Source organism: Streptomyces sp. Rer75, assembly GCF_013414305.1.
GTDB classification, from domain to species: Bacteria; Actinomycetota; Actinomycetes; order Streptomycetales; family Streptomycetaceae; genus Streptomyces; species Streptomyces himastatinicus.
Genome location: NZ_CP058693.1, coordinates 4591210 through 4615796, shown reverse-complemented (window position 1 = coordinate 4615796; position 24587 = coordinate 4591210). Strand labels below are relative to the sequence as shown.

Here is a 24587-nt window from a genome sequence, read left to right as displayed (position 1 = left end):
CCGCCCCACTTGGCCCCCGCCCCAACCCGCTACCGCGAGATGTCCCCGTACCCCTGGATGTCGTGCGGGCTGCGGGTGCCCGGCCCGACGTACCGCGCCGAGGGGCGGACGAGGCGGCCCGTCCGCTTCTGCTCCAGGATGTGCGCGCTCCACCCGGCGGTCCGCGCGCACGTGAACATCGACGTGAACATGGGCGCCGGGACCTCCGCGAAGTCCAGCGTGATCGCCGCCCAGAACTCGACGTTGGTGGCCAGCACCCGGTCCGGCCGCCGGTTGTGCAGCTCCTCCAGGGCGGCCCGTTCCAGCGCCTCCGCGACCTCGTAGCGCGGCGCCCCCAGCTCCTTGGCGGTGCGCCGCAGCACCCGCGCCCGCGGGTCCTCGGCGCGGTAGACCCGGTGCCCGAAGCCCATCAGCCGCTCGCCCCGGTCGAGCGCCTTCTTGACGTACGCGGTGGCGTCGCCGGTGCGCTCGATCTCCTCGATCATGCCCAGCACCCGCGAGGGCGCACCCCCGTGCAGCGGCCCGGACATGGCCCCGACCGCGCCGGAGAGCGCGGCGGCGACGTCGGCGCCGGTGGAGGCGATGACGCGGGCGGTGAAGGTGGAGGCGTTCATGCCGTGCTCGGCGGCGGAGGTCCAGTACGCGTCGACGGCGGCGACGTGCTTGGGGTCGGGCTCGCCCCGCCAGCGGCGCATGAAGCGCTCGACGATGGTCTCGGCCTTGTCGATCTCCCGCTGCGGCACCATCGGGCGGCTCTGGCCGCGCGCCGACTGGGCGACGTACGACAGCGCCATGACGGCCGCGCGGGCGAGGTCGTCGCGGGCCTGGGCCTCGTCGATGTCGAGGAGCGGTTTGAGGCCCCAGACGGGCGCGAGCATGGCCAGCGCGGACTGCACGTCGACCCGGACGTCGCCGGAGTGCACCGGGATGGGGAAGGGCTCGGCGGCGGGCAGCCCCGGGTTGAAGGCGCCGTCGACCAGCAGGCCCCAGACGTTCCCGAAGGACACATGGCCCACCAGGTCCTCGATGTCGACGCCGCGGTAGCGGAGCGCGCCGCCCTCCTTGTCGGGTTCGGCGATCTCCGTCTCGAACGCGACGACTCCCTCGAGTCCGGGTACGAAGTCGGACATCGGGCGGCTCCTCATGTGTGGGCGACGGGTGGACGAACGGCTGGTGCGGTTGGTGCGGCTGGTGCGGGGATACGGCTGGTGCGGATGGAACGTCAGAGGGGCGGAGAACGGTGTCATCGGGGGTCGTCCGGCCCCGGGACGGCTCCGCGGCCGACGGCTCGCGGTCCGTACCGGATACCCGGTGGTGTGCCCCGTGCGCGCGGTGGTCACCCAGCGGGGGCGAAAACCGGCGCCGGGCACCACGCTGACAGGCGCATGTTCGGCCACGGCACGGTGGACGCGCCAGTCACGGGAGCGCGTGATAAGTGGCACACCCCTTGTGCGGCGGGGGAGGGTTACGGATCCCCGACGCGGGGGAGAGGGAGCATCGCTCTTTCGGGCCAACCCGTCCCGTGGACCGATGATGTTGCAAGATATGCGCGTGCCTCACGTTGACCCGGAGCCCCCGGCTTCCCCCTCGGCTTACTCCGCGCGCACGTACGACCCGGCCGCCATGCGCGAGCACTACCGCGCGGTGGGCGTTGACGAGGCGGCCCTCGGGAGCACCCCGTTCCAGCAGTTCACGCGGTGGTTCGAGGAGGCGGTGGGCAGCGGACTGTACGAGCCGAACGCGATGGTCGTCGCCACGGCGGACGCGGCCGGGCGCCCCAGCTCCCGTACGGTCCTGATGAAGAGCTTCGACGAGCGCGGCTTCGTCTTCTACACCAACTACGGGTCGCGGAAGGGCCGCGAACTGGCCGAGAACCCGCAGGTCTCGCTGCTCTTCCCCTGGCATCCCATCGCCCGCCAGGTGATCGTGACGGGCGTCGCGCACCGTACCGGGCGGGACGAGACGGCCGCGTACTTCCGGACCCGCCCGCACGGCTCGCAGCTGGGCGCGTGGGCCAGCGCGCAGTCCTCGGTGGTCGGCGCGCGGGAGGAGCTGGACCGGGCGTACGCGGAGCTGGCGGACCGCTATCCGCCGGGGGAGCAGGTGCCGGTGCCGCCGGAGTGGGGCGGGTTCCGGGTGGTGCCGGAGGCGGTGGAGTTCTGGCAGGGCCGGGAGAACCGGCTGCACGACCGGCTGCGGTACGTGCGGACGCCGGGCGAGGAGGGCTGGCGGATCGAGCGCCTGTCGCCGTGAGGCGTGCGGGACATCCGGCGGCTCCTCGGCGCCCGGTCCCGGCGCGGCGCGGGCACAGCACTCGGGGCCTCGGCACACGGCCGGAGACGCAGACGACCCGCGGGTCTGTCCCCTGGCGCCGGTGAGGGCGCCCGGGGGCCGGTCGGACGTACCGGCAACCCGCGGGCCGGGTGACTGCGTGGGATTGGCCGGCTGCGCACCTCTTTCGTGCGCCAGTCCGGCGAATGCGCTGAGCGCGACGACGGACTGCTAGCCCGCAGTCACCTCACGCGTCCGGATTTGATACATCTGCCGAACCACCTCCCTTCTCGTGTGCTCCACACCTTAGGAACGCCCTCGCGCCGCACACAAGCAAATTTCCGGGAGGCAACGATTTCGCGGAATCCGGTGTGGCGCGCGTCACGTTCGAGTTCAATGTTCCGACGTGCACCACCACAGGCAGCCACGTCCACCACGTCCCGCAGGGGGTGTCCGGTGACCGCTCCGCAGCGCTCCGAACCCGCGCGTCCCACACGTCCCGTCCCGGCGCAGTCGGCGGCCGTGCCCGTGCCCGCGACCGGCCCCGGCCGCGACGACTCCGATCTGCTCGCCGCGCTCCTCGACGGCATGGACGCCGCGCTGTGCGCGTTCGACGCCGACGGCACCGTCACCCACTGGAACCGCGAGGCCGAGCGCATCCTCGGCTGGCCCACGGCCGAGGCCGTGGGGCGCAAGGGGCTGGCGGGCTGGGCGGCCCGCGCGGAGGACGCGCGGGACGTCGAGGCGCGGCTGATGGAGGCCCTGGACGCCACCGGGCGCCGGGTGCACGAGTTCGCGCTGCTGACCAAGGACGGCGGCCGGGTCCTGGTCCGTACCCAGTCGTCCGCCGTGCTGGGCGCCGACGGCCGCCCGGCCGGGGTGTACTGCGCGTTCAGCGAGGTGCACGCGCAGCTGGACCTGGAGCGGTCGATCGCGCTGAGCGAAGCGCTGCTGGCGGACGCGTCCTGGAGCGTCGTCCTCATCGACGCCGACCTGCGGGTGGCGGTCCTCAACGGCAACGCGGCGGGCGCCCTGCGCACCGGCCGCACCGCCGCGCTCGGGCGGCCGCTGGGCGAGTTCCTCGACCAGGGCGTGGACGAGGCCGAGAACGCGCTCCAGCACGTCCTCGCCGAGGGCGCGCCCCCGGCGCCCACCGAACTGTGGGTGACGCTGCGCGAGGCGGCCGACGGGGCCCCCGATGGCGGGCCCGGCCCGCCGCTGCTGGCGCAGCGGCTTCCTGCGGCTGGCCTCGCCGCTCACCGAGGAGCCGGTGCCGCTCGGGGTGGCCTGGATCTTCCAGGACGTGACGGAGGCGAAGGAGCACGAGCAGGAGAGCGCGCGGCTGCGCTTCCGCGGCAACCAGATGCACCGGGCGGCACGGGCGGCGGCCGAGTGCGAGGACCCGATGGAGGCGGCCGCGGTCCACCTGGACTTCGCGCTCGCGGGCTTCGCCGACCACGCCCTGATCGACCTGGTCGTGGAGCGCCGTACGGAAGCGGTGCCGCCGGACGCGCTGCCTTCCGGCGCGCCGGATCCGATCCGGCTCGTCCGGGCGGCGGCCACGCCGTGCGGCACCGCGGGCCCGTGCTCCCCTATCGCCCCGGGCGGCATCCCGGTGGCCTACCTGGAGGGCCACCCGGCGCTCCAGGCGGCCGAGCGCAGCGGTTCGGTGCGGGCGAGTGCGACGCGTACGGACGGGACGGCGGCGGCGCGGTGGGCGGCGGGGCGCAAGTGGCCGGAGGGCTCGGTGCACGCCCTGTGCGCGGTGCTGCGCAGCCGCGGCCGCACCCTGGGCGTCCTGACCTTCCTCCGCGGCCCGGCCCGCCGCCCCTTCGACCGCCAGGACACGGCGTACGCGGAGGACGTCGCGGCCCGGGTCGCGGCCGCGGTGGACCTGGCTCGCTAGAACCGACCGGATCTTCTACCGGTTGGATCCGGATCTTCTACCGCCGGTAGAAGATCCGGTCCCCGTACTCCGTCATCACCTGGCTGTTCCACTCGTGGCCGCCGTCCACGTTGCCCGACCGCAACAGGGGCGGCCGTACGCCGCGGGCCACCAGCTCCTCCACCCCCGCCGCCACCACGGCCTGCATCAGCGCGCTGGTCACCACGGTCGACGCGGGGGCGAACGGCGCCCCGACGCCCTCCGCCGTCAGCTCCGCGTCGCCGACCGCGATCTTGCTGTCGAGGACCAGATCGCAGTGGTCCTTGAGGAAGCTCCCCGACGCGTTACGGGGCGTGGTCGCCGCCGCGTACGCCACGGACGTCACGCCGATCACCGTCGCCCCGCGCTCCCGCGCGCCCGTCGCCATCTCCACCGGCAGCGCGTTCCGGCCGGACAGCGAGATGATGAACAGCAGATCGCCGGTGCGCAGCGGCCCGGTCTCCAGCACGGCCGTGGCCAGCCCCTCGACCCCCTCCAGTGCGCTGCCCAGGGTCGCGGGCACGACGTCCACCCCGACCACCCCCGGCACCGGGAGCAGGTTCATCAGGGCCAGCCCGCCCGCGCGATAGACGACGTCCTGGGCGGGCAGGGAGGAATGACCCGCGCCGAAGACGAAGATCCGGCCGCCGCCGGTGACCGCGTCCGCGATCAGGCCGCCCGCCGCGGCGATGCGTTCGGCCTCCTCGTCCCGCACCCTGTGCAGCAGCCCGATCGCGGCGTCGATAAAGCGCCCTGCCGGCTTGCTCTGGCTCATCGCCGAGGCCCTTCGTGTCGGTGTTAACTTGGGTCCACATCCCCGTGGCGCGGATCACGTTGCGTTGTGGATCATGAAGCTGTCAATACCACCTCCGCCCAGCGCTACGGCAGTGGCCGATCCGGCTCTCTTGTCGGTGGGATGCGTCAGAATTGGGTTCAGGGCCACCGCACGACACATCAAGGGGCACGCATGTCCGGACTGATCGACACCACGGAGATGTATCTCCGCACCATCCTCGAACTCGAGGAGGAGGGCGTGGTCCCCATGCGCGCCCGGATCGCGGAGCGGCTCGATCAGAGCGGCCCCACCGTCAGCCAGACCGTCGCGCGCATGGAGCGCGACGGACTGGTGACGGTCGCGGGCGACCGTCACCTGGAGCTGACGGAGGAGGGCCGTCGGCTGGCCACGCGCGTGATGCGCAAGCACCGGCTCGCCGAATGCCTGCTCGTCGATGTGATCGGCCTGGAGTGGGAGCAGGTCCACGCGGAGGCGTGCCGCTGGGAGCACGTGATGAGCGAGGCGGTGGAGCGCCGGGTGCTCGACCTGCTGCGCCACCCCACCGAGTCGCCGTACGGCAACCCGATCCCCGGCCTGGACGAGCTGGGTGAGAAGGGCGAGGCCGACCCGTTCCTCGACGACAGCATGGTGAGCCTGCGCGAGCTGGCGCCCGGCACCGAGGGCAAGACGGTGGTCGTGCGCCGCATCGGCGAGCCGATCCAGATGGACGCCCAGCTGATGTACACGCTGCGCAGGGCCGGGGTCCAGCCGGGCTCGGTGGTGAGCGTGACGGAGTCCCCGGGCGGCGTCCTGGTGGGCAGCAGCGGCGAAGCGGCCGAACTGGAGGCGGACATCGCCTCCCACGTGTTCGTAGCCAAGCGCTAGGTTCAGCCCCGGCGAGGCCTGCCGGGCGCCCCCGCCGGTCGGCCCCGGGTCCGTCGCCGCGCGCGAGCCGGGGCACGCGCCCTGCGCGGGCCCCGGTCCCGGCGCGATGCGCGACTGCCCAGCGCGCTCTGCACGGTCCATGGACGCGGGGCCTGGTGCGGCGTCGCATCCGCACGGCCCGGCTCGACGCGTCCCCCGGTTCGCCGTGTAGGCCCGGGGCGCGACGCACTGTGTGAGCCGTGGGTGCGGGGCTTGCGTGGCGTTGCCCCGCGGGCGCGACGCTCGCTCCCGGCTCGCTGCGTCAGGTCCGGCGCCGCGCGCAAGCCACGGGCACACGCCCTGCGCGGGGCTGCCCGTCCGTAGCCCGGTTTGACGCCCGCTCCCGGCTCGCCGTGGGCCGTGGGCGCGGGGCTTGCGTGGCGTTGGCCGCGGTCTGCCCGCCGCCGCGGGCTTGATGCCCGCTCCTGACTCGCTGCGCGGTTGGGTTCGGCGCCTTGCGTGAGCCATGGGCGCCGCGTCCTGCGCGGGCCTGCCCGCCCGCGGCCGGGGCGACGCGTGACCTCGGCTGCCTGCGCGGCTCCCGCGCGCGGGCATGGGGCGGGTGCAGGAGCCTCCGGCATGGGCCCCGGCGCCGCCACAGGCCCGGCCCGTCGCCGGGACACGCTGAGCGGGGTGGCCGCGGCGGCCGTGGGCGGGCGGGCTGCCTGCGGTGACGGTTTTTGTCTGGACCGGAGTTCGGGGAAATCGAGCGGGCGGGGGCGACCCGTGCAACCCTGTCGCTGACGCATATGCACAAGCGTGCTCGCGGTCAGGGGAGGGGGCTCCTATGGGCCCGGCGGGCGGCAGCGATGCCGAGCGGGCGTTCGAATGCGAGGGCCCCGGCGCCATGAGGCGCCGGGGCCCCGCTTCCCCATGTCCCCCCGAAGGGCCCCGGGTCGTGCGGGCCGCGCGAACGCGGCCGTTACGACCCGGGGCCGTAGTGACCCGGAGCCCCGAGCTCCCAGGGTCATCCCCCGCGGACTTCCTTCCCCGAGTAGTCCGCCTCCCGCTAGCTGTCTCCCCTCGGCGGAGGCGACCAATCCTTGAGCGTGGTCACTCGAATGAGGGGTGTTGCCCGGCACTTGCGGTGCGTTCGAATATGGGTTCGATACTGTGGGGTGGTTGGGGTTGCTCGGGAGAGGGATGGAGGTGCCAGACGACATGGTGCGACGCATCGACGTGACCGGAGCCGGCGGTGTGCGGCTCGCGGCCTGGGAGTTCACGGACCCGCCCAAGGCCGGAGGCCGCGCGGGGGCGCGCGGCGGCCCCGGGGTGCTGCTGCTCCATGGGCTGATGGGCCGCGCCGCGCACTGGGCGGAGACCGCCCGCTGGCTCGCCACCCGGCACCGGGCCGTCGCCCTCGACCAGCGCGGCCACGGCCGCAGCGAGAAGCCCGCCGAAGGGCCGTTCGACCGCGCTACGTACGTGGACGACGCCGAGGCGGCCATCGAGCAGCTCGGGCTGGGCCCGGTCGCCCTCATCGGCCACTCCATGGGCGCCCTGACGGCCTGGCAGCTGGCCGCCCGCCGCCCCGATCTGGTCCGTGCCCTCGTCATCTGCGATATGCGGGCCTCGGCGCTCGGCGGTGCCTCGCAGCGCGAATGGAGCGACTGGTTCCGGTCCTGGCCGGTGCCGTTCGCGACCCTGGCGGACGTCCGGAGGTGGTTCGGCGAGGACGATCCGCTGCTGGAGCGCCCGAACCCCGCCCGGGGGGACTTCTTCGCCGAGGTCATGGCCGAGCGTTCGGACGGCTGGCGCCCCGTCTTCTCCCGCCGCCAGATGCTGAAGGCCCGTGCGGCCTGGGCGCATGACGCGCACTGGGAGGAGCTGGCCCTGGTGGAGTGCCCCACCCTGGTCGTCCGCGGCCTGGACGGCGAGTTGGGCCGCGCCGAGGCCCAGGAGATGGTCCGCGTCCTCCCCCGCGGTGAGTACGCGGAGGTGGCCGACGCGGGCCACCTGGTCCACTACGACCGGCCGGACGGCTGGCGCCGCGCGGTGGAGCCGTTCCTCGCTGCGGCCCTCCCCGCGCAGCCCGGACCGGTGTAGTCCGGTGTAGTGCGGCGGATCAGCGGCGCGCGGGGAACTTCCAGACGAACGGCTTGCCGCCGATCTCGGTCCAGGCGATCTCCAGCCGCTTCGTGTCCGCCGGGATGAGGAAGGTGTTGCAGAGGGTGTAGCTCTGGCCGTCCTTCCAGTTCTTGATGTCGTCCGAGTCGGCGCAGCCCTTCGGCGTGTCACCGCCGATGACCTTCGCGCCGCGCTGCCCGTCGGCGTACACATCCGCGTAGTCGCCGACCCGTGGCCATTCCTGGACGACGTCACCGGTCATGTGGCGGTACGTCACATAACCGGTCGCGGGGACCTTGCCCTGGGCGTCCTTCGGGTCGGAGACGAGGGCCTTGGCGTCGGCGGCGGTTCCGACGTCGATGCGCCGCGCGGTGATCGAGTAATAGGGCTTGACGCCGGTGTCCTCTTTGAATGCCCGTGACGCGGACTGCCCGGGTTTCAGCACGGCCTTCGCCGCCGCACTCGCACCATGCTCGCCGTTCTTGTGCGCGCTGAAGCGGGAATGCGGCTTGTTCTTATGGGACGTGGACGTATGGCTCTTTTTCCCAGGAGATCCGCAGGCGGTGAGAGTCAGGGCCAGTACGGCAACGGGCGTAGCGATGCGCAGCCACGTTGTCTTGTTCAGCAAGTCGGTCTCCCCTGCGTGATCCTTCTCCGGTCGATGATCCTAGGGGCTCGAATTCCGTATCCGGGGCGGCAACTGTGTGCGTACTGTGACGGCCTGAGTGCGAGTGTGTGGAAGTGGCGAGGCGATGGAGGAGGGCGGGGTGCGGGGTGGCGGATGCCGCCACGGCGGGCGGGTTGATGGCCGGATCCGGGCCCTGCCGCGGTACTCACGAAAGTATTCCCATCCGGAATTCAACCTTCGCGGCGTCAATGGCGTCTCCCAGTACGGCGCTTGCGGATTGGCTGCTGCTACGCTCACCCACGCGCCATCGCGCATTCACACCAGAACTAGGGAAATCACTGATCTCGGGGGGAGATCGCGTGAAACTTAAACATCAAGCCTCGATGGTCGTGCTCTCGGCGGCGCTCATGCTGGGCGGCTCGATCGCGATGGCACCCACGGCATCCGCCGTGGGTTCCTCGGCATGTCGATTCAATTCGCCGGACGTCAATTTCAAGGTCGTGACGAGTGGCGCCAGATTCCGTTCCGGGCCGGGAAGCAAGTACCGCGCCAAGGGGACGCTGTACCGGGGAGACTCCTTCCGGTACTTCTGCCGCACCGGCGGTCTGGGCGGATTCATGAAGAGCTGGTCCTACGGAAAGATCCTCAAGCGGACCACCTCGGGCATCAAGCCCGGGACCAGGGGCTGGGTCTACAGCAAGTACCTGAACTAGCCGCCGACGACGCGCAGATACGTTCCGTCAAGGGGTGCGCGAAGAGGGGGAAACGGCGCGGGAGCGGGACCTGACCAGTCCCGCTCCCGCGCCGCTCGTTCAGCTCGTACAGACGGGCACTCAGCCCTTGCTCACCGCCGCCAGGATCTCCGGCAGCCGCCCCGCCGTCCGCGGCGCGGCCACCCGCAGCCCCGCCTCCGCGATCGCCGCGCCGTACACCACGCCCAGCGGCAGCAGCACCCACAGCAGGCTGTGCATCCCGCTCATGTGCAGCCAGATCGTCAGGCCCAGCAGCGGTGCGCACAGCAGGGCTCCCGCGATCATGCCGCCGAAGATGCCCATCCAGGCGAGCCCCGCCTGCCCCGGTGCCACGTTCTTGGCGCTGTCCTGCGGGATGGAGTACGGGAGCATCGCCGACGCCAGCGCCCCGGTCGCCATCAACCCGCCGAGCAGGCCGAAGGCGAGCCCGAGCGCTTCGGGGATCGCGGGCAGGTCGTCCATGAGGACGGCCGAGCCCACCACCGTCAGGATCACGTACGGCAGTCCGACCAGCCCCACCGCGAACGCCCGTCCGCGCAGCTCCAGATAGGCGTCACGCGGGGAGGAGATGGTCTGCGCGACCATCCAGAAGGCGGAGGAGTCCTGCCCGAACTGGTTGTACATCTGCATGCCGAGCATCCCGGTGGCCCAGCACGCCCAGTAGACGTTGCCGTTGCCCTGGACGGAGGTGATGACCGGCAGCAGCAGGCCGACGCCGAGTGCGCTGACCCAGCTGGCCTTGGACTTGGGGTCCCGCACCGCGTACCGCAGCGTGCGCACCATGGCCGTGCCGCTGCGCCCCGCGGGCAGCAGCCGGCCGAGCGGCCCGCCCACATCGGCGGACGAGCCCGCGCCCTCGGCGCGCCGCCGGGGCTTCTCCTGCTGGATCGTGGAGCTGTCCGGCGTGGTCATCAGATGCGTGAGGCTGCGCGACCACCACCACATCAGCAGCGCCAGCACGACCGCGCTCAGGGCGAACTGGGCGGCGGCGGGCCCGTACGCGCCCTCACTCACGCCCTGCACGGCGTCGATCGCCGTCGCGGGCGGCACCCAGCGCAGGATGTCCGCGGCGGGCCGCAGCACGCCGAGCCCGCCCTCCCCGGACAGCTTCTGCATGCCCAGGTTCACGAACTGCGCGCCGATCGCGACGAACAGACCGCTCAGCAGCGCCAGATCGCGGCCCTTGCGGCTGCTCAGCAGCCGGGTGTTGGCGGTCGCGACGGCCCGCGCCAGCGCCACGCACGTCAGCACGGTCAGCACACCCGCCAGGACGGCCGCCCCCGCGGCCGCCGCCCCCTGCGCGATGGCGATCAGCGAACCCACCACCAGGGTCAGCGTGAACAGCGGACCGGTGCCGATCAGCGAGGACACCAGCAGCGCGCCGATCAGCGGCCGGGGGCGCAGCGGCAGCATCACCAGCCGGGTGGGGTCCAGGGTTTCGTCACCGCTGGGGAAGAAGAGCGGCATCACCGCCCAGCCCAGCGCGAGGACCGCGGTGAGCACGGTGACCAGCGCGTCCGCGTCGTCGTGGCCGCGCAGCAGCACCAGGCCGAGCAGCTGGAGGGCGGCGAAGAGGACGGTGATGACGAGCGAGGTGATGTACGCGGCGCGGCGGCCCGCGGACTGCCGCAGCCCGTTGCGCATCAGCGACAGCTTCAGCTGGACGAAGACGGGCAGCAGCGAGCCGGTGGGCGCCGGCGGGGGAGCGGGCGCCGCGGTGTCGAGCGGGCCCTTGGCCTCGAGGGGGTCGGTGAGCGTCATCGGGCGCCGCCGCCGAGCCAGTCGAGGTTGTCCCCGGAGCCCTGGTCGCGGGCGCCCACCAGCTCCAGGAACGCGTTCTGGAGGGACGGCGCGTCGCCCCGTACGTCGGCCAGCGCACCCTGCGCCCGGATCTTGCCGCGCGCCATCACCGCGACCCAGTCGCACAGCGACTCGACCAGCTCCATCACATGGCTGGAGAAGACGACCGTCGCACCGGAGCGGGTGTAGCGCTCCAGCACGCCGCGGATGGTCTGCGCGGAGACCGGGTCGACGCCCTCGAAGGGCTCGTCGAGGAAGAGGACTTCCGGGTTGTGGAGCAGCGCGGCGGCCAGGCCGATCTTCTTCCGCATACCGGTCGAGTAGTCCACGACCAGCTTGTTCTGCGCACCGGCCAGGTCCAGGACGTCCAGCAGCTGGGTCGCGCGCTTGTCGACCTCGTCGCCGGGCAGCCCGCGCAGCCGCCCGGTGTACGCGAGGAGTTCGCGCCCCGAGAGCCGCTCGAACAGCCGCAGCCCCTCCGGCAGCACGCCGATCCGCGCCTTGACCTCGGCCGGGTCCTGCCAGACGTCGTGCCCGCCGATCTCGACGGTGCCGGAGTCGGGGCGCAGCAGTCCGGTGATCATCGAGAGGGTCGTGGTCTTGCCCGCGCCGTTGGGGCCGACGAGCCCGATGAACTGCCCGGCGGGCAGATCAAGATCGATGCCCTGGACCGCGATCTGCTCCCCGTACCGCTTCCACAGACCCCGCACCTGCACAGCTGGCCGCTGATGCGTGCCGGTGGGATCGGTCGCCGCCTCGGCGGGTGCGTGTACGTCTGCCTCTGCGTGTGCGTCCGGCACTGGAATCCCCGTCTCCCAACGTCGAGCTGGTCCGGGGACTGGTTCATGTGGTCGTGTCCCCGTCCGCGCCCACGATACGGGGGGCCGGTGCCGGTGCCCAGGCGCGTCAGGCGCGCCTGGGCGCGTCAGGGCCCTGGGACGACCGGGGCGCGTGCCCGCGGTACTCCCGTCCGTCGCGTCCCTGGGGCTCGCGCCCGCGGGTGTCGCGTCCCTGGGTCTCGTGTCCACCGGTTTGGCGTCCGCTGGTTCGGCGTCCAGGGGTCTCGCGTCCGCTGGGCTCCCGTCCACCGGTGTCGCGTCCGCGGGTCTCCCGTCCGCACGCGTAGGCGAGCGTGCTCACCAGCTCCTCGGCGTCCGGCAGCCAGCGGTTGGCGGCGGTCGGCCGACGGGCCCACTGGGTCGGGCCGTGCCGCCCGACCCGGGTCGGGGGCGCGACCACGTAGTCCCCGTCGCCGCGGGCGGCCAGGTCGACCGAGGACGGTGGCCAGCCCAGGTTCCGCAGCAGGTCCGGGATCTTCGCGGCGGCGCCGGGGAGCACGAAGAAGAGCATCCTGCGGTCCGGGGTGGAAGTGACCGGGCCGAGGTCGACGTTGCGGCGCTCCATCCGGGCCAGGGCCAGACAGCCCGCCGACTCCGGTACGTCCAGGGCGTCGAAGGTGCGGCCGGTCGGCAGCAGGATCGACGCGCCCGGGGTGCGGGCCCACATCCGCCGGACCACGACCGGGCTGCCGGTCGCCTGGTTCACCCAGTCCGGGGCGGTCGGATGGGCGCCGGGGGCCGGGCAGTCGGCCTGTCCGCAGGAGCAGCGCTGGAGGCCCTTCACGGTGTCCAGCCAGGCGCCGGCGAGCACGTCCCAGTGCCGTTCCTCCGCGTAGCGCACCGCGGCGTCGAGCAGCCGTTCCCCGCGCTGCTTCGGAATATGTGGTGTTCCTGTCACGTCCATGGTCTCTTCCACGACCAAGACAACTTCCGGCGTCAACAAGGGTTACGGCCGAGGCCACGGACCCGAGCGCATGGCCGCGCCCCGGAGGCGAACCGAGCCCCAAGAGGGGGCGCGACGGCACAGCGGGGCGCATGGGTGCATGACCGGGGGCGCGTAAGGGGTTCCGGCTGTGTGAGCGGGTAGCCACCATGCGTGACAGGCGTACGAGGGCGTTTTGGCGCGGCCGTACGCACGTACGTGAACCAAGCGGTCTATGTGGTCAATACGGGCAAGTTCCGCATTCGCCGTATACCTGCGATACCCGCGGGGAACTGATCAACAGGGACGGCATCCGCCGAGAACGCACAGCAGTCACTGGGGGTAAAACCATGGCCGCTAGGCCGCTTGTGGCGCGACAGCCGAACGAACGGCTGCAAGCGCTCATTCAGGAAGCCGCGTGCTCCAATGCCGGTTTGGCCCGCAGGGTCAATATGTGCGGTGCCGAGCACGGTCTCGATCTGCGCTACGACAAGACGTCGGTCGCCCGGTGGCTGCGCGGTCAGCAGCCCCGGGGCCGCGCCCCGGGCATCATCGCCGAGGCGCTCGGCCGCAAGCTCGGTCGTACGGTCACGATCGACGAGATCGGCATGGCCAACGGCAAGAACCTGGCGTCGGGCGTGGGACTTCAGTTCTCGCCGACCGTCCTCGGCGCGATAGAGCAGGTCTGCGAGCTGTGGCGCAGCGACGTCGGCCGCCGCGACTTCCTGACCGGCTCGACGGTCGCCGCCTCGGCGCTCGTCGAGCCCAGCCGCGACTGGCTGATCACCGGCGCGGACGCCCAGGTCGCGCGCACAGCCGGGGCCCGCGTCGGCCGCTCCGACGTCGCCGCGGTGCGGGCCACCACGGACGCGCTGGTCGAGCTGGACCACCGCTACGGCAGCGGCCATGTGCGGCCCGTCGTCGTCCACTACCTCAACAGCGTGGTCTCCGGGCTGCTCGCCGGGTCCTACCGGGAGTCGGTCGGGCGCGAACTGTTCGCGGCGGTCGCCCGCTTGACGGAGCTGGCCGGGTACATGGCGATCGATACCGGCCAGTCCGGGCTCGCCCAGCGCTATTACATCCAGGCGCTCCGGCTCGCCCAGGCCGCCGGGGACCGGGGGTACGGCGGTTACGTGCTGGCCGCCAGCATGAGCCATCTCGCCGCCCAGCTGGGCAACCCCCGGGAGATCGCGCAGCTGGCCAAGGCCGCGCAGGAAGGCTCGCGCGGTCAGGTGCCGCCGCGCGCCGAGTCGATGTTCCTGGCCGCCGAGGCGCGCGGGCACGCGCTGATGGGGGACGCCCCGGCCTGTCAGCACGCGGCCGGGCGCGCCCTGGACGCGATGGAGCGGGCGGTGGGCAGCGGCGGGCCGTCCGGGGACGAGCCGCCGTGGATCCAGCACTTCGACCACGCCTATCTGGCCGACGAACTGGCCCACTGCCACCGCGACCTGGGCCAGGCCGAGCCCGCCCGGCGGCGCGCCGAAGAGGCCCTGGCGGGCCACCCGGAGGGCCGGGTGCGGCGCCGCGCCATCGGGCTGCTGCTGCTGGCCACGGCGCACGTCCAGGGCCGCGAGGTGGAGCAGGCGTGCCACGTCGGAGGCCAGGCGGTGGATCTGCTCCAGACGCTGCGCTCCAACCGGGGAGCGGAGTATCTGGACGACTTCCAGCAGCGGTTGGAGCCGTACCGGGACGAGCCGGTGGTACGGGAGTTCGGGGCGAGGCTGGAGGTGCAGGCGGCCTGAGCCCCTCCTGACGCCCCTGCCGCGGTCCCTTCGCGGTCCCTTCGCGGTCCCTTCGCGGCGCTGTCGCAGCGCCGTTGCCGGGCCTTTGCCGGGCTTTTGCCGGTGACCAGTCTCTCCCTCCGGCGGTCTCATACCCCCGCGGGTAACCGGTAGCGTGAGCCGACGATTCGGTAATCGCTTCTTCAAGGAGACCCGGTGACGCAGAGCGGACAGGGGAACGAGCCGCAGCTGCCTGCGGTCCGTGAGGGCGTCGTACTGCCCGCTCAGGGCGACCAGTGGCCCTCGGAGCCCTCGGAGCCCACGCCGCCCTCGGGACAGCAGCACGGCGCCCCCGCCGGTGGGCAGGCGTGGGGCCAGCCCTGGGGACCCCAGGACGCGCCGCAGGGGCCGCCCCCGCAGGCGCCCCCGCAGGGCGCAGTCCCCGCGCCGCCCGTGCCGTCCGCTCCCTCCGCGCCTGCCGGGCCCGGCTCACCGTCCGCGCCCGCCGGGCCTCCTGCGGGCGCGGGCCCGCTGCCGCCCGAGGGCGCGCCGTACGGTCAGCCGGGGCAGTCCTTCGGCCCGCCGCCGCAGAGTCCGGACCAGTCGTTCGGGCCCCCGAACCAGTCGTTCGGGTCGCCGCAGCCGGGACCGGAGCAGTCGTACGGCCCGCCGCAGCCACAGCCGGACCAGTCCGCCGGGGCGCAGGGTTGGGCGCCGCAACAGCCCCTGCCGCCACAGCAGTCACCGCAGCAGCATCAGCCGCCCACGTACGCACAGCCCCAGCCGCCGCAGCAGTCGCAGGCCCCGCAGCCGCCCGCGTACCAGCAGGCCCAGCCGCCGCAGCAGCCCCAACAGCCGCAGCCCGCCGCGTACGCACAGCCGCAGGCGTCACCGCAGCCGCTGCCGGACAGACAGCCGCAGCCGCAGCCCTACGCCGGTGCCGCCGACGAGACGCAGATGCTGCCGCCGCAGCCCGCGGGCGACGCCGAGGCGACCCAGTACATACCCCCCGTGCCCGGCGCCGGGGCCGCGCACGCCGCGCAGCCGCAGCCCCCGCAGCAGCCGTCCGCCAGCGCGCCGCTGCCGCCGGAGAACCAGCCCGCCAAGGCCGAGGCGCCCGGCGAGTCCACCACCCAGCTGCGCACGGTGCGCCCCGGCCGGGGCGCACACCGGGGTCGCGGGCAGCAGCCCGCGCCCGCCGCCCCGGCGGGGGCCGCCGAGGAGACCGCCGTCCTGCCGACGCCGGTCCCGGCCGCCGCGCCGCCGCAGGCCGCACCGTCCCGGCGCGGTCGGCAGCAGCAACAGCAGCAGCCGCCGAAGCCGACCGGCTCCCCCTTCGCGATCCGCCCCGGCCGTCCGGGCGACCGGCCGCCGCCCTCCGAGTTCGACGGGCTGTTCCGGGCCGATGGCGGCGCCGCGGGCGCCGGTGCCGGTGCCGATTCCCCCGGCGAGACGCAGCAGCTGCCGCAGTTCACCGCCCCGGCCCCGGGGGACGGGGGCGGGCACGGTGGCCGAGGGGGGCGCGCCGGCCGCCGTCGCCGGATGTCGCCCGCCGTGCTCATCGGCATCGTGATCGCGGGCTGCGGGATCGCCGGACTCGCCGCCGGAGCCGCGCTCAGCGCGGGCGGTGACGACGAGAAGAAGGACGACAACACGACGCTGGGCAGCTCGGACCCGAGCGCCGCCGAGGAGGAGCCGACCAAGGCGGCCGATCCCGCGGAGCCGCAGGCGAAGGCGCTGGACGCGCTGCTCAAGGACAGCAACAACAGCCGCTCGACGGTGATCAACGCCGTGAACAACATCAAGTCCTGCAAGGCCCTGCCCAAGGCCGCCTCGGACCTGCGGACGGCCGCCCGTCAGCGCAACGACCTGGTGACCCGGCTGGGCAAGCTGACTGTGGACAAGCTGCCGAACCAGGCCCAGCTGACCGCGTCGCTGACCACGGCGTGGAAGTCCTCCGCGCAGGCCGACAACCAGTACGCGGCGTGGGCCGATCAGGTCGGCGGCAAGAAGGGCTGTCCCAAGGGCCAGGCCCGCCGGACCGGGCGGGTCGGGGCGGCCGAGCGGGCCAGCGGCGAGGCGACCGCGGCCAAGCGGAAGGCGGCCGAGCTGTGGAACCCGCTCGCCGGGAAGTACGGCCTCACCAAGCACGAGGCCACCCAGCTGTGAGTGGCAGAACATGAGCCGACGGGGCCGACGGGTTCAGGGATCCTGAATCCGTCGACCTCCGGGATGGGGCGGCTCAGTCCCGGGGGCCGTACCGCTCCAGCGTCTTCGCCACGTCGACGAAGCCCTTGCGCACCGCGACCAGCCGCCCGTCGCGCACCACCTGGTAGGTGACGTCGGCGTTCACGATCCGCGGGTAGTCCGGCACGTTCAGCGGGTCGTTGTATCCCCAGCGCAGCGGGGGCGTCAGCCCGCCCGTGTCGACCTTGTGGCCGTGGTCCAGCGCGTTGCGCACGGTGCGCGCGCTGATGTCGTCCGGGTTCAGGGACATCAGCACGGAGCGCAGCGCGGTGTAGGCGATCCAGGTGGTCTGGGTTCCGGCGTCGTCGGGGTCGATGCGGTTGTCGTCGAAGGCGTACTTGTTGATCACTTTCTTCATGGCACCCCAGCGCGGATCGTCCGGGGCCGGGTACCAGCCCGTGGCGTACGTCCCCTCCAGCGGGCTGCTGCTGCCGCCCGTGCTGTCGATCAGGGACTGCCGGACGCTGCCCATGATGGAGGCGATCCGCACCTTCGGACGCTCCTCCTGGACGCGCCGGAAGGAGTCGAAGAAGGTGCCCGTGCGGTTGCCGAGCGCGGCGGTGACGCAGGAGTTGTCCATCTCCGCGCCCGCGGCGGCGGAGCCCAGGGAGCTGTCGGCGCCGACGTCCTTCAAGGCGGTGGTGGCCTGCGAGCTGTAGTCGCCCGCGTCCTCCGGGGCGCGTATGTCATGGGCGGGCTTGCGGCCCGCGGCCTTGAGACCGGCGTCGAGGAGCTCGGGGAGTTCGTCGCCCGCGATGGTGTCGGGGCGTACGAGCGAGACGCGTTCGCAGCGGGAGGCGAGCTGGCGGCCGTTGCCCGCGAGCAGCGTGGCCTGGCCGCCGTTGACCGGGTAGGAGTACGGGCTGTTGAACTCCTCCTGGGTCAGCCCGTAGCCGCCGAGGTACGGGATGCCCTCGACCTCCAGCGGGGAGGTGAAGGAGCGGCCGTGCTGGCTGTACGAGCCGACGACCGCGACGGCCTTCGCCTTGCCCGCCTCCTGTGCGCAGCGCGCGGCCTGGACCGAGTCGTTGCGCTCGTTGCAGGTGATCACCTTGAGCTGGCGGCCGTGGATGCCGCCGCTGGCGTTGACCCAGCGGGCGTACGCCTGCGCCATGGCGGGCATTCCCGGCATATTGGTCGCCTTGGTGCCCTCGGGGGCCCATGTCATCACGACGATGGGCTTGTTGTCGTCGGACCCCTTCGCCATCCCTGGCAGCGAGCCGCAGCCGGTCAGGGAGGAGGCGCCGGCTGCGGTGCACAGTGCGGTGACGGCGGCTGCTCGGAGCGGGCGGGGGGAGGGGCGTCGCCGTCGGGTCATGGTATGGGAGCCTGGTGCTCCGGACGGAACACATCCGCTATGCCAGGGAACGCGTAGGTATCGAGAAGGTGAACACCCGGGGGGCGATGCGTCCCCGTGTGTGAAGAACGTACGATCGGTCACTGTGCAAGGTTCGGAGAAGTCTTCCCGTCGCGGCCATCGCTCGACCACCATGGGCGGTATGCCTGTCAACGACATGCCGTGGTGGCGCTGGCGTACCAATGTGCGCTCGGGGCTGCACATGCTCTCTGACCCGGTCTTCCAGCAGGAGTGCTGGCTGGCCGGGCAATCCGGATACGGCGACGTGACCGACGCCGTCTACCGGCTGGTCGAGGACACCTGGCTGGACAACTGGTCCGCCGAGAAGTACGTCGGAACGATCTTCCGCGACTCCCAGGAGGCGGCGCTCGTCGATGTCGCCGTGCTGCGGGTCCTGAGGATCCTGCACCAGGTCGGCGCGGACGCCCCGGTCTCGGCGTACATCGAACACCACGGCTGGCCGGAGGCGGTGCGGGCGGCCCGCGACGCCCATGTGCGGCTGGCCACCAACGACGGCGAGGACCCGGATGCGCCGCCGCGCACCCTGGAGGTGCTGTCGATCATGACGCGGGTCGCCTAGGGGGGCAAGACGCCCCCTGGCGGCGATGGTCCTGAGTGGTGTCGCGGGTGTGCGACGCTATGGAGTCATGAGCGAGTCGCATCCTGTTCCCGACCAGTACATCCTGACGCTGTCCTGCCCGGACAAGCAGGGCATCGTGCACGCCGTGTCGAGTTTCCTCTTCATGACCGGCTGCAACATCGAGGACAGCCAGCAGTTCGGGGACCGCGACACGGGGCTCTTCTTCATGCGGGTGCACTTCCGCGCCGTCTCCCCGGTGAAGGTGGAGGACCTGCGGGCGAGCTTCGCGGCGGTCGGGGAGTCCTTCGGAATGGACTGGCAGATCCACCGGGCGGACCAGAAGATGCGCGTCGTGCTGATGGTCAGCAAGTTCGGGCACTGCCTGAACGACCTGCTCTTCCGCTCCCGGATCGGCGCGCTCCCGGTGGAGATCGCGGCGGTCGTCTCCAACCACACCGACTTCCAGGAGCTGGTGGGCTCGTACGGGATCCCGTTCCGGCACATCCCGGTGACGAAGGACACCAAGGCGCAGGCCGAGGCGGAGCTGCTGGAGCTGGTGCGGGCGGAGAACGTCGAGCTGGTGGTGCTGGCCCGCTACATGCAGGTGCTCTCGGACGACCTGTGCAAGCAGCTGTCCGGCCGGATCATCAACATCCACCACTCCTTCCTCCCGAGCTTCAAGGGCGCCAAGCCGTACCACCAGGCACATGCGCGCGGTGTGAAGCTGATCGGTGCGACGGCGCACTACGTGACGGCCGACCTGGACGAGGGCCCGATCATCGAGCAGGAGGTCGAGCGCGTCGGCCACGAGCTGACCCCGGACCAGCTGGTCGCGGTCGGCCGCGACGTGGAGTGCCAGGCGCTGGCCCGCGCGGTGAAGTGGCACAGCGAGCGCCGCGTGCTGCTGAACGGCCACCGGACGGTCGTCTTCGGCTGATCGAGCCGATTACGGCTGATTACAGCCGCGACAGCGAGGCCGTCGCGAACAGCACGTCGCGGATCGCCTCCACGTCCCCCAGCTGCCCCACCGCCGCCTCCTGCGGCGGCACATGCCCGGCGGCCAGCTGGTAGAACGTCTCCGGGTCGAGCGCGATGTGGGCCACCGCCTCCTCCGCGGTGCCCACGGCGGCCGGTGAGTCCAGCGGGATGTACCAGTTGCCGCCGCCGGTGCCCTCGACCTCCAGGTGGAGCGTACGGCCCGGGGCGCCCGCCTCGACCAGACGGCGCGGCGGGGCGGCGAGCCCGGCGCGGCGCCGCTGGGCCAGCGCGTCGGGCAGCAGCCGGGCGCACAGGTCGATCATGGCCTTGAGGTGGGCGGAGCCGGGGAGTTCATACGGGTAGTCGACGGCCTCGGCGATGTCCCCGGCGTGCACCCAGCACTCGAAGGCACGGTCCAGGAACGCGTCGCGGACCGGCAGGGTGAAGTCCCCGAACGGGACGGAGAGATCCGAGGCCCCGCGCCCGGCGAACGACACCGTACGGACCAGCGCGTGCCCCTGCTCCCGCCACAACTCCCGCAGCAGGGTGGAGGGCCCGGTCCCGCCCGCGGCGTCGGGCTCCGCCTGCCAGTACGCCTCCGTACGGGCCGAGAGCGAGCCGGGGGCGTGGTCGCCGAGCGGGTCGGGCAGCCCGAGGGACGCGGCGACGACGCCGTCCACCACCATGAGGTGCCCGATCACCCCGGCGACGGTGGTGTCCCGGCCGGTGAGTCGCTGACCGTCGTACCACTTGAGCCGTACCGGAGCGCGCCATTCGGCCTCGCCCATGTCCCGCAGCAGCGCGTCCAGCCGGGCGGCCTCCGCGTCGTACGCGGCGGCCCAGCCGGGCACCGGTATCCGCGCGGGGCGGCGGCCGAGGCACCCGGCCAGCACCCGGGAGCGGAGCAGCGGGTCGAGGTCGAGATTGTGCTCGGCGTGCAGCAGCCCCACGGCCTCGCGCAGCCGCAGGGCTTCCTCGGCGCAGGAGGTGCAGTGGTTGAGGTGTGACTCGACGGCGGCCGTCTCGTCCGGGGCGCAGGCGGTGAGCGCCCAGGCGCCGAGGAGCGACCGCAGGACGTCATGCGAGGGCGGCCGCTGTGTGTCGGATGTATCGGATGTGTCGGATTGCCGGGGCAACGGAGGCGCCCCGGCGGGACTTTCCGGTGTTTCTGGGCTTTCCGGGCCTATCGGGCCTATCGGGCCATTCGATTCTTCGGGGCTTTCCGGTTCTATCGGATGTTCCCGGCCTTCCGGTTCCTCCGGGCTCTCCGGGCTCTCAGGGGGCTCCGGTTCGGGCAGTAGCGGCAGGAGGCCCGGCCAGCCGCTGGTGTCCTCGGCGGCGTTCCGCGGGGTCGGGATGCGGGGCGGCCCGGCCGGTTCGGGGGGAGTGCCCGACGGGTTGCCCCCGTCTCTGCCGTCGCCGGAGCCCTCGCCGCGGCTGTCGCCGTGGCCGTACTCGGGGATGTCGCCGGGGTCGTACCGCTCCGGGCCGCCCGCGCCGCTCACAGCGCCCGCCCGTAACCGGGAGGCGCCAGGGTGCGCGGCGGTGGGACGTAGGCCGTGGACAGCAGTTGGAGCCCGAGTCGCAGGCGGCGCCTGGCCTCGTCCTCGGTCACGCCGAGGGCGGCGGCGGCCTGGCGGTAGTCGCGGCGGTCGAAGTAGGCCAGCTCCAGGGCGGCGCGCAGCGGGGCGGGCATGGAGGTGACGATGTAGTCGGCGCGGGCCGCGACGGAGGCGTCGCGGATGCGCTCCTCGACGGCGACGTTCTCGACGTCATCGCCGCCCTCGCCGTCCTCGGCGGTCTCCGACCGGAGCCGGTGCACCGCCTGGCGGTGGGCGAGCGTGGCGATCCAGGAGCGCAGGGAGCCCTGTTTGGGGTCGTACGCGTCCGGGTTCTCCCAGACGTAGGCGAAGACCTCGCGGGTGATGCGGTCCGCCGCGTCCTCGTCCTCCAGGACGCGATGGGCGAGATGGTGGACGAGGGAGGCGAAGCGGTCGTACAGCTCGCCGAGCGCGGCGGCTTCACCGCGTGCCAGCCGCTGTTGCATCCTGCGGTCCCAGCGGGGCGGTGCGTCGTTCGCCATGCGGCCCCCATCCCTGTTCGTCGGCCGGGTCTCCTGGCACTATGCCCACCTTCATATCGAATGTAGTGCCGGGGGCTGACACAACGCGCCTCCATGCGGCAAAGTGCGGCACAACGCGGCTGCGGATGGTATTGGGCCGGTCACGGTGCGCAGGAGCGGTGGGACGAAACGCTTCGGCGGGGCATAGGCTCGTTCCTATGGCGTGAGACAGGGGGAGTTTTATGCGGTGCCGGGCGGGCAGCCGCCCTGGAACAGCAAATTCCGGTTAGCTGCGAGCGAAGGGCTTCGAGCGCGTGACGTTGAAGGTGATGGAGGACGGACGGGGGGAGTGGGTCGTCCTACAGGTCTCCGGCGAGATGGACCTCGTGACCTCGCCCGCAGTCCGGCAGCACGTGCACGACGCGGTCGCCGAGGGCCGCCACTCACTGGTGCTCGACCTATCCGAGGTTCGCTTCTGCGACTCCAGCGGCGTCGGCGTCCTGATCGCCGCGCGTCGGTTGATGCGGTCGTGCTCGGGCAAGCTCAGGCTGATCCTCCCGCCCCAGGACGCCGCCCACGGCTCCCATGTGCACCGCGTCCTCGCGGCCCTGGGCGTCCGCCGCCTGTTCGACGTCTATCCGAATCTGATGGTGGCGACGGAACCGGACGACGACGAGCGGAACACCGCCGACTCCCTCTCGGCGTAGCCGCGTAGCCGCCCGGCAAGGAACCGGGGCGAGCCACGGACCCCGGACGCCCTTCGGGCGTGGCCTCAAACGCCGGCCGGGCTGGATGGCTACGACCGCGGCGGCGGCACCTTCGGGAAGTCCGCCAGCACCACGAAGCCCCCCTCCTCCGTCGGCTCCGCCCTCAACGTGCCGCCCAGCAGCACCGCCCGCTCCCGCAGCCCCACCAGCCCGTGGCCGCCGCCCGGCAGACCCGGCGCCACCGCGGAGGCGTCCGGCGGGCCGTTCCGGACCTCCACCCGCAGTCCCCGCCCTTCGGCGGCCGCCTCGGTGACCCGTACCGTCACCCGCGCCCCCGGTGCGTGCTTGCGCACATTGGTCAACGCCTCCTGCACGATGCGGAACGCGGCCCGCTCCACCGCCTCCGGCCGACCGGCGCGCCGTGCGTCGTCGGCCTCCTCGTACGCCACGTCCAGCGCGCTCAGCTCGATCAGCCGCGGCAGATCCGCCAGCCGGGGCTGCGGGGTGAGCTGTTCCATGTCGCCGCCCGCCGCGCGCAGGATGCCGACCATGTGGCGCAGTTCGTCCAGCGTGCGTACGGACAGCTCGCGGATCGTCCGCGCCCCTTCCCGCGCCTGTGCGTCGTCCGCGCTGATCTGCACCGCCCCGGCCTGGAGGCTGATCAGGCTGACCTGGTGGGCGACGACGTCGTGCATCTCGCGGGCGAGCCGGGCGCGTTCGGTGCTCAGCACCTGCTCGGCGATCAGTTCGTCGGCGCGGCGGCGGCTGCGGGTCAGGTCGTCGAGGCGGGCGGCGAGTTCGCCCCGGGTGCGCACCAGCAGGCCCAGGGCGATGGGGCCGACGGAGGTGATGCACGCATCGATCAGGGTGAGCGTGTTCTCCCGGTACGCGGTCGGTTCGAAGTCGGAAACCGGCCACGGGACGAAGTGCGCGGCGGCCAGCAGCAGCGCCGAGACGCCGAGCAGCCGTGGGCCGGGGCGGCGTTCGGCCACCGTGTAGAGGGCGATCATCGGCGCGAACCAGATGTAGCCGATGAGGATGCCGGGCAGGGTGACCAGGAAGACCGGCGCCGGGAAACGGTGGCGCAGCAGCAGGGCGGCCGCCGCGACCAGGGAGACGTTCAGCTCCAGGCCGAGGGTGACGCCGTTGACGAGCAGCGCGTCGGCCACGGCGAACACGACGGGGACCAGCAGCGGCCCCCACCGCTGCACCCACCCCGGCAGCCTTCGCCGCCAGGACGCGGGCGGGGCGGTCGGGGCGGGCGGGGCCGCGGTCACCGGGGCCCGCCCGCCCCCGGGCGGCTGGTGATCAGCCCGGCCCGGTCGGCGACGATGGCGGCCTGTACCCGGTTGAGCCCGCCCAGCTTGCCGAGGACCGCCCGCACATGGTCCTTGACGGTGCTGGGCGCGAGCCCCATCCGTTCGGCTATCTGCGGGTTGGCCAGCCCCTCGCCCAGCAGCGCGAGCACTTCGCGTTCGCGCGGGGTGAGGGCGTCGACGGCGGTGGCGGCGGTGGCCTCGGCCTCGGCGGCGAGATAGCCGCCGATGACGGCCCCGGTGACGCCCGGGTCGAGGACGCTGCCGCCCTGGGCGAGGGTGCGTACGGCGCGGACGAGTTGTTCCGGGTCGGTGTCCTTGAGGAGGAACCCGGCCGCCCCGGCGCGCAGCGCGGCGGTCAGGTATTCCTGGGCGTCGAAGGTGGTCAGCATGGCGACGACGGGGGAGCGGGGCGCGGCCCGCAACTGCCCGAGTACGGTGAGCCCGTCGGCGTCGGGCATGCGGATGTCGAGGAGCACCACGTCGGCGTCGCTGCCGAGCACGGTCTCGACCGCCGTTCCGCCGGAGCAGTCGGCGACCACTTCGATGTCCGGGGCCGTGCCCAGGATCAGCCGCAGGCCGGATCGTACGAGCGCCTCGTCGTCGACCACCGCAACACGGATCACCGGCCGCTCCCTCCCGTAGCTGTCATGCGCATTGTTCGCACAGCCTGCCGCATCGGCGCACCAATATGGAGTGTTCTCCTCCGCCCTGTTG

Annotated in this window: 19 protein-coding genes and 2 pseudogenes; 10 read left to right on the top strand and 11 right to left on the bottom strand. The window is 72.8% G+C overall.

Translation table 11 applies throughout. The features are described 5' to 3' along the window. Positions 1 to 29: 29 nt before the first annotated feature. Positions 30 to 1130: a citrate synthase 2 gene (locus tag HYQ63_RS19355; protein ID WP_179935090.1), complete on the bottom strand. Its 1101-nt coding sequence runs from the start codon at positions 1128 to 1130 to the stop codon at positions 30 to 32. A 493-nt stretch (positions 1131 to 1623) separates the two neighbouring features. Here HYQ63_RS19355 and pdxH point away from each other — a divergent pair, with 493 nt between their 5' ends. Beyond that, a complete protein-coding gene (gene pdxH, locus HYQ63_RS19350) occupies positions 1624 to 2253 on the top strand; it encodes a pyridoxamine 5'-phosphate oxidase (RefSeq protein ID WP_179940295.1) in 630 nt (209 codons plus the stop codon). A gap of 414 nt (positions 2254 to 2667) precedes the next feature. Next, a pseudogene (locus tag HYQ63_RS19345) lies at positions 2668 to 4177 on the top strand (PAS domain-containing protein). A 37-nt stretch (positions 4178 to 4214) separates the two neighbouring features. Here HYQ63_RS19345 and HYQ63_RS19340 read toward each other — a convergent pair. Beyond that, positions 4215 to 4970 (bottom strand): SIS domain-containing protein, encoded by a 756-nt coding sequence (locus HYQ63_RS19340; protein WP_179935089.1) that lies wholly within the window; start codon positions 4968 to 4970, stop codon positions 4215 to 4217. A 192-nt stretch (positions 4971 to 5162) separates the two neighbouring features. On the opposite strand from HYQ63_RS19340, the gene HYQ63_RS19335 reads away from it, so the two are divergent. Together HYQ63_RS19335 and HYQ63_RS19330 are read left to right on the top strand one after the other, a co-directional pair. Then, on the top strand, positions 5163 to 5855 hold the full coding sequence (locus HYQ63_RS19335; RefSeq protein WP_179935088.1) for a metal-dependent transcriptional regulator: 693 nt from the start codon (positions 5163 to 5165) through the stop codon (positions 5853 to 5855). 1200 nt (positions 5856 to 7055) lie between these two features. After that, the gene (locus HYQ63_RS19330; RefSeq protein ID WP_179935087.1) at positions 7056 to 7940 is read left to right on the top strand and encodes an alpha/beta fold hydrolase; all 885 of its coding nucleotides are present in this window, start codon (positions 7056 to 7058) and stop codon (positions 7938 to 7940) included. Positions 7941 to 7959: 19 nt separating this feature from the next. Here HYQ63_RS19330 and HYQ63_RS19325 read toward each other — a convergent pair whose 3' ends face one another. After that, positions 7960 to 8589, bottom strand: coding sequence for a hypothetical protein (locus HYQ63_RS19325; RefSeq protein ID WP_179935086.1), 630 nt, complete (start codon positions 8587 to 8589; stop codon positions 7960 to 7962). Between the two features lie 383 nt (positions 8590 to 8972). Here HYQ63_RS19325 and HYQ63_RS19320 point away from each other — a divergent pair, with 383 nt between their 5' ends. Further along, positions 8973 to 9302, top strand: coding sequence for an SH3 domain-containing protein (locus HYQ63_RS19320; RefSeq protein ID WP_257231950.1), 330 nt, complete (start codon positions 8973 to 8975; stop codon positions 9300 to 9302). Positions 9303 to 9422: 120 nt separating this feature from the next. Here HYQ63_RS19320 and HYQ63_RS19315 read toward each other — a convergent pair whose 3' ends face one another. From HYQ63_RS19315 to HYQ63_RS19305, 3 genes and pseudogenes are all read right to left on the bottom strand, one after another. Further along, positions 9423 to 11102, bottom strand: a complete 1680-nt coding sequence (locus tag HYQ63_RS19315) for a transporter (protein ID WP_179935085.1) — start codon at positions 11100 to 11102, stop codon at positions 9423 to 9425. Further along, complete coding sequence (locus tag HYQ63_RS19310; RefSeq protein WP_179935084.1) at positions 11099 to 11857, bottom strand: ABC transporter ATP-binding protein; 759 nt, start codon at positions 11855 to 11857, stop codon at positions 11099 to 11101. The genes HYQ63_RS19315 and HYQ63_RS19310 overlap by 4 nt, the downstream gene beginning before the upstream one ends. Positions 11858 to 12242: 385 nt before the next feature. Beyond that, a pseudogene (locus HYQ63_RS19305) lies at positions 12243 to 12884 on the bottom strand (bifunctional DNA primase/polymerase); the annotation flags it as partial. 368 nt (positions 12885 to 13252) lie between these two features. Here HYQ63_RS19305 and HYQ63_RS19300 point away from each other — a divergent pair. Then, the gene (locus HYQ63_RS19300) at positions 13253 to 14644 is read left to right on the top strand and encodes a transcriptional regulator (protein ID WP_123108121.1); all 1392 of its coding nucleotides are present in this window, start codon (positions 13253 to 13255) and stop codon (positions 14642 to 14644) included. Positions 14645 to 14839: 195 nt separating this feature from the next. Continuing rightward, complete coding sequence (locus HYQ63_RS19295) at positions 14840 to 16792, top strand: hypothetical protein (protein WP_179935082.1); 1953 nt, start codon at positions 14840 to 14842, stop codon at positions 16790 to 16792. Between the two features lie 73 nt (positions 16793 to 16865). Here HYQ63_RS19295 and HYQ63_RS19290 read toward each other — a convergent pair whose 3' ends face one another. Next, positions 16866 to 18188: an ABC transporter substrate-binding protein gene (locus HYQ63_RS19290; protein WP_179935081.1), complete on the bottom strand. Its 1323-nt coding sequence runs from the start codon at positions 18186 to 18188 to the stop codon at positions 16866 to 16868. A 172-nt stretch (positions 18189 to 18360) separates the two neighbouring features. Between HYQ63_RS19290 and HYQ63_RS19285 the strand changes: the two genes are divergently transcribed. Together HYQ63_RS19285 and purU are read left to right on the top strand one after the other, a co-directional pair. Then, the gene (locus HYQ63_RS19285; protein WP_257231949.1) at positions 18361 to 18807 is read left to right on the top strand and encodes a hypothetical protein; all 447 of its coding nucleotides are present in this window, start codon (positions 18361 to 18363) and stop codon (positions 18805 to 18807) included. Positions 18808 to 18874: 67 nt separating this feature from the next. Continuing rightward, positions 18875 to 19744 (top strand): formyltetrahydrofolate deformylase, encoded by an 870-nt coding sequence (gene purU / locus HYQ63_RS19280; RefSeq protein WP_179935079.1) that lies wholly within the window; start codon positions 18875 to 18877, stop codon positions 19742 to 19744. 19 nt (positions 19745 to 19763) lie between these two features. Here the strand turns inward: purU and HYQ63_RS19275 are convergent, their stop codons facing one another. After that, positions 19764 to 21290: a maleylpyruvate isomerase N-terminal domain-containing protein gene (locus HYQ63_RS19275; protein WP_257231948.1), complete on the bottom strand. Its 1527-nt coding sequence runs from the start codon at positions 21288 to 21290 to the stop codon at positions 19764 to 19766. After that, complete coding sequence (locus tag HYQ63_RS19270; protein ID WP_179935078.1) at positions 21287 to 21868, bottom strand: sigma-70 family RNA polymerase sigma factor; 582 nt, start codon at positions 21866 to 21868, stop codon at positions 21287 to 21289. Before HYQ63_RS19270 ends, HYQ63_RS19275 begins: the two co-directional genes overlap by 4 nt. 308 nt (positions 21869 to 22176) lie before the next feature. Here HYQ63_RS19270 and HYQ63_RS19265 point away from each other — a divergent pair, with 308 nt between their 5' ends. After that, positions 22177 to 22554 carry an STAS domain-containing protein gene (locus HYQ63_RS19265; RefSeq protein WP_179935077.1) on the top strand — a complete coding sequence of 126 codons (378 nt, stop codon included), beginning with the start codon at positions 22177 to 22179 and terminating at the stop codon, positions 22552 to 22554. A gap of 89 nt (positions 22555 to 22643) precedes the next feature. Here the strand turns inward: HYQ63_RS19265 and HYQ63_RS19260 are convergent, their stop codons facing one another. Further along, positions 22644 to 23831: a sensor histidine kinase gene (locus tag HYQ63_RS19260; protein WP_373689118.1), complete on the bottom strand. Its 1188-nt coding sequence runs from the start codon at positions 23829 to 23831 to the stop codon at positions 22644 to 22646. Continuing rightward, complete coding sequence (locus HYQ63_RS19255; protein WP_179935076.1) at positions 23828 to 24496, bottom strand: response regulator transcription factor; 669 nt, start codon at positions 24494 to 24496, stop codon at positions 23828 to 23830. The genes HYQ63_RS19260 and HYQ63_RS19255 overlap by 4 nt, the downstream gene beginning before the upstream one ends. Between the last annotated feature and the right edge of the window lie 91 nt (positions 24497 to 24587).